Genomic DNA, 4,048 nt, shown 5'->3' with positions numbered 1-4,048 from the left:
GCAGTTCGCCATCCTCTTCCACGACCGCCTCAACCCATGATCACCGCGGTCCCACACGAAATTCCTGACAGTCCCCGGTCGCCGCGTGGTTCTCTTGCGCCCTTGCGCGCAGCGCGAAATCTGTACATATATCTGTACAGACGGAGGCTGACCGATGGATGTCGTGACCTATACCCACGCGCGCCAGAACCTCGCCAAGCTGATGGACGAGACGCAGGCGAACCACGAGCCGATTGTGATCAATCGGCAGCAGAAGGGTTCGGTCGTGATGATGTCGCTCGAGGACTACAACGGGCTGATGGAGACGCTGCACCTGCTGCGCAGCCCGCGGAACGCTGAGCGGCTGCTGCGCTCGATCCGTCAGGCTGAGCGCGGCGAGGTCGTGATCCGTGAGCCGATCGATCCCGACAGGGGTGCCTGACGCGCGTGCTCGTCGCGTGGACTGAGGATGCGTGGGACGAGTATGTCGCGTGGCAGGTGACGGATCGTGAGATGCTGCGGCGGATCAACCGGCTGATCGACGCGATCCGGCGCGATCCGTTCCGCGGCGAGGGCAAGCCGGAGCCGCTCCGGAATGAGTTATCCGGTTGGTGGTCGCGCCGCATCACTGCCGAGCATCGGCTGGTGTATCGGGTCACCGGGAAGGGCGCGGATCAGGTGCTGACGATCGCGCAGTGCCGGCTGCATTATTGAGGGCGGGGCAGCCGCAGATCAGTCAGCGTCCTCCCCGCCCTCAATCGCGCGTAGCTCGTGTAGAACGGCGCTTGCGGTCCTGTTGGTTGATCGCCAAGCCGCACAGGTCCAATGGCTTCAGCAGGACTTGCGAAGACGATCTTCCACTTGCCGCTCTCACCGTAGGGTTCGATTGTTGCGATCGGCGCAACGTGCGTGATCGCCGAGGTTGGCGCGACGCGATATGCAGCGATCCACTTGAGCATCCCCAAACGCCACGATGCGATCCTGATCGCCCACCATGCATTCTCGCCCAGGAAGACCCGTTGAAAGCCCTCGTCGCGAGCGGGCACGACGATGGTATCCTCTTGAAGCACATCCGGCGGGGCTGAGGTTGCCAACTCTGTCTGTGCGATCACTGCGTCGCCCGACGCCGCCCCGGATTGTCTGACAACGATGGTTGTCGGCTTCTCGAAGATTGGCACCCCCACAAGCGGCAGGACTTTGAGGATCTGGGGAAGTGCAGCCTGCATGTCGGCTCGATCGAACTCGCTCAATGTCGGTTCATTTGGCTCGACCCTGTTGAGCAGGCGCGCCTGGCCGCGCTCTGCTCCAAGCCGGATCAAACTCCATTCCAGCCATGCAGCCTGTGCTGCGTTCAAACTGTCGATCGCAGTGAACGCTACGGCTCGTTCCCAGAACGACTTCGAGTCACGGTCTGCGACATGCTGCTCAAGGCGCTCAACAAGCCGACCGCTTGAGCCGACATACGCGAGGAGCGTCTCGTTCTCACCCTCCTCATCATATCCAAGAAGAACGTAGATCCCGGCTCGACTCAATTCGTCACGGAGCTTCGCTCGCTTCCAGTCGATGCGACGGAACGCTACGCCACGCCACGTCCATCCTGGCCGGTGCAACACGCGAACGCCGTCGGGATCGCCGTCGGCTACAAAAATGCCGATGTTGTAAGGCTCGCCTGTCATTCCACTTTCCAAGCTTATGCTCTGGTTTCCCCTGGGCGGGGCCCGGCCTGCGCCGTCGTAGCCCCGACCTACTCCCGCAGCAATGCAAGAGGCCGCCTGGCGGCAACGCTGCCTTTCCTCTCCCGATCGCGGGAGAAAGTCCAGGAACGAGGCATCGCCGCTGCGCGGCTCAAAAACCCCGCGGGGGCCACGGCCCATGGGCCCTTGCCCCCGCACCCCCAATCCCAAGAACACGCCGCCCGCTGACGCAGGCACGGGACACGCCGCGTTGACTCGCCCAGGGCCGCAAGAACAAATAGAGAACAACGCCGAGGCCCCACCCCATGACCCCGCCGGACCGCGCCCTGATCGAACGGCTCCGCACCCTGATCGCGCGCGGCGAGGAACCACGCCCGGCAGGCCCCGCCATCCCGCTCGCGCCGGCGATCGACGCTGGCCTGCCCGGCGGCGGGCTCGCCCGCGGCGCCGTGCACGAACTGCTCACGGCAGACCCCGGCGCCGCCGCCGCGCTCGCCGCCCTGATCCTCGCCCGCGCCGGCACCCCCACCGTCTGGATCGAGCCGAACCCCGATCCCTACCCGGCCGGGCTCGCCGGCTTCGGGCTCGACCCCGCCGCGCTGATCGTCGTCCGCGCCGACGGGGCCGACGCGCTCTGGGCCGCCGAGGAGTCCCTGCGCGCCCCCGCCGTCGCCGGCGTGCTCGCCACCCTCCCACGGCTTGATTTCGCCACGGGCCGACGGCTGCACCTCGCCGCCGAAGCCGGCGGCACGCTCGGCCTGATCCTGCGCCCCGACACGCCCAACCCGCCACCCAGCGCCGCCCGCACCCGCTGGCGCATCACCGCCCTGCCGGCACCAGGCCAGGCCCATCTCGTCGGCCCGCCACACTGGCGGCTCGAGCTCGTGCGCGCGCGCGGCGCCCCGCCCGGCACATGGGACGTCGCCTGGGACGGAACCCTCGCCGTGCTGGATAAGGCGCGCGCGCATGGCTGACCGCCGCATCCTCGCGCTTCACCTGCCGCGCTTCGCCGCCGACCGCGCGATCCGGCGCGAGCCCGCCCTCGTCGACACCCCGCTCGCGCTCTGGGCCACCGACGGCCCGCGCCGCCTGATCACCGCGACGAACGACCGCGCCGGGATCGTCCCCGGCACGCCGCTCGCCGATGCCCAGGCGATCGTGCCGGGGCTGGTGACCCGCCCGGCCGACCCCGCGGGCGACGCCGCGACCTTGCGCGCGCTCGCCACCTGGTGCTTGGGCTTCACCCCGCTCGCCGCCCCCGCCCCGCCCGACGGGCTGGTGCTCGACATCACCGGCTGCGCCCATCTCTGGGACGGCGAGGGCCCGATGCTGGCCGAGATCGCGCGGCGGGTGCGCGGCCTCGGCTTCGCGGTGCGCGCGGCGATCGCTGGCACTGCCGCCGGCGCGCTCGTGCTCGCGCGCGGCGCCGACGGTGCGATCGTCACCGCCAACCGCCAGGCCGCCGCCGTCGCCGCCCTGCCGGTCGCGACGCTCCGGCTCGATCCCGAGCTCGCCGAACTCGCCGAGCGGCTGGGACTGCGGCGGATCGGCGACCTCGCCGCCCAGGCACGCGGGCCGCTCGCGCGCCGCCTCCGCCCGGCCACGCTCGCCCTGCTCGACGAGGTGCTCGGGCGCACCCGCCGCCCGATCACGCCGATCCGCCCGACCCCGCCGGCCGAGGCCACGCTCGACTGCCCCGAACCGATCCTGACGGCGGAGGCGATCGCGGCCGGCATCGAACGCCTGACCGCGCGGCTCTGCGACGATCTCATCGGCCGGGGCGAGGGGGTGCGGCGGCTGACACTCACCTGCCGCTGCACCGATGGCACGGTGCAGCGGATCGGCATCGGCACCGGGCTCGCGAACCGCGACGCTGGCCATCTTACCCGCTTGCTCGCGCCCCGGATCGAGCGCATCGACCCGGGCTTCGGCATCGAGCGGATGGTGCTCGCGGCCGAGGTCGAGCCGCTGGACGCGCGCCAGGGCGGGCTGCCCGGCAGCGCGGCGGCGGCGCGACGCGAGGCGCTCGCCCGGCTGCTCGACCGGCTGCGCGGGCGGCTCGGCGCGCGCGCGGTGGTCCGGCTCGATCCGGTGCCGAGCCATTGGCCGGAACAGGCGGTAAGGCCGGTCGATCCGCTCGCCCCGCCATGCGCGCTGCCGCAGGGGCTGCCACGGCCGGTGCGGCTCGCGCGGCCGCCGCGGCGGATCGACGGGATGTCGCTGCTGCCGGACGGCCCGCCGGTGCGGCTCGGTACGATGCGGGTGCGCCGCGCCGAGGGGCCGGAGCGGATCCTGCCCGTCTGGTGGCGAGCGGGGCCGCAGGAGGATGCGCGCGACTACTGGCGCGTGGAGACCGAGGACGGACGGCGGCTCTG

General features: G+C 70.9%; 5 protein-coding genes. 4 read left to right on the top strand and 1 reads right to left on the bottom strand.

Features of this window, described 5'->3' with window-relative positions; all coding sequences use genetic code 11:
• The first annotated feature begins 154 nt into the window (after positions 1–154).
• On the top strand, positions 155–421 hold the full coding sequence (locus tag ACTIFU_RS22775; RefSeq protein ID WP_439580613.1) for a type II toxin-antitoxin system Phd/YefM family antitoxin: 267 nt from the start codon (positions 155–157) through the stop codon (positions 419–421).
• Positions 422–492: 71 nt separating this feature from the next.
• Positions 493–693, top strand: coding sequence for a Txe/YoeB family addiction module toxin (locus tag ACTIFU_RS22770; protein WP_439580612.1), 201 nt, complete (start codon positions 493–495; stop codon positions 691–693).
• On the opposite strand, the gene ACTIFU_RS22765 is transcribed toward ACTIFU_RS22770, so the two are convergent.
• Positions 687–1,655, bottom strand: a complete 969-nt coding sequence (locus ACTIFU_RS22765) for a GIY-YIG nuclease family protein (protein WP_439580611.1) — start codon at positions 1,653–1,655, stop codon at positions 687–689. The genes ACTIFU_RS22770 and ACTIFU_RS22765 overlap by 7 nt on opposite strands.
• A gap of 323 nt (positions 1,656–1,978) precedes the next feature.
• Between ACTIFU_RS22765 and ACTIFU_RS22760 the strand changes: the two genes are divergently transcribed.
• Positions 1,979–2,647, top strand: a complete 669-nt coding sequence (locus ACTIFU_RS22760) for an ImuA family protein (protein WP_439580610.1) — start codon at positions 1,979–1,981, stop codon at positions 2,645–2,647.
• Positions 2,640–4,048 (top strand): Y-family DNA polymerase (locus ACTIFU_RS22755; protein ID WP_439580609.1); only part of this gene is annotated, 1,409 nt, incomplete at its 3' end. The genes ACTIFU_RS22760 and ACTIFU_RS22755, both read left to right, overlap by 8 nt.

The organism is Elioraea sp., from assembly GCF_051860475.1.
Taxonomy (GTDB): domain Bacteria; phylum Pseudomonadota; class Alphaproteobacteria; order Acetobacterales; family Acetobacteraceae; genus Elioraea.
This window is presented reverse-complemented; position numbering and strand designations above follow the sequence as displayed.

Coding starts and splice junctions, on each gene's coding strand:
- ACTIFU_RS22775 (WP_439580613.1), top strand. CDS start 155: ATGGATGTCGTGACCTATACCCACGCGCGCCAGAACCTCGCCAAGCTG.
- ACTIFU_RS22770 (WP_439580612.1), top strand. CDS start 493: ATGCTGCGGCGGATCAACCGGCTGATCGACGCGATCCGGCGCGATCCG.
- ACTIFU_RS22765 (WP_439580611.1), bottom strand. CDS start 1,655: ATGACAGGCGAGCCTTACAACATCGGCATTTTTGTAGCCGACGGCGAT.
- ACTIFU_RS22760 (WP_439580610.1), top strand. CDS start 1,979: ATGACCCCGCCGGACCGCGCCCTGATCGAACGGCTCCGCACCCTGATC.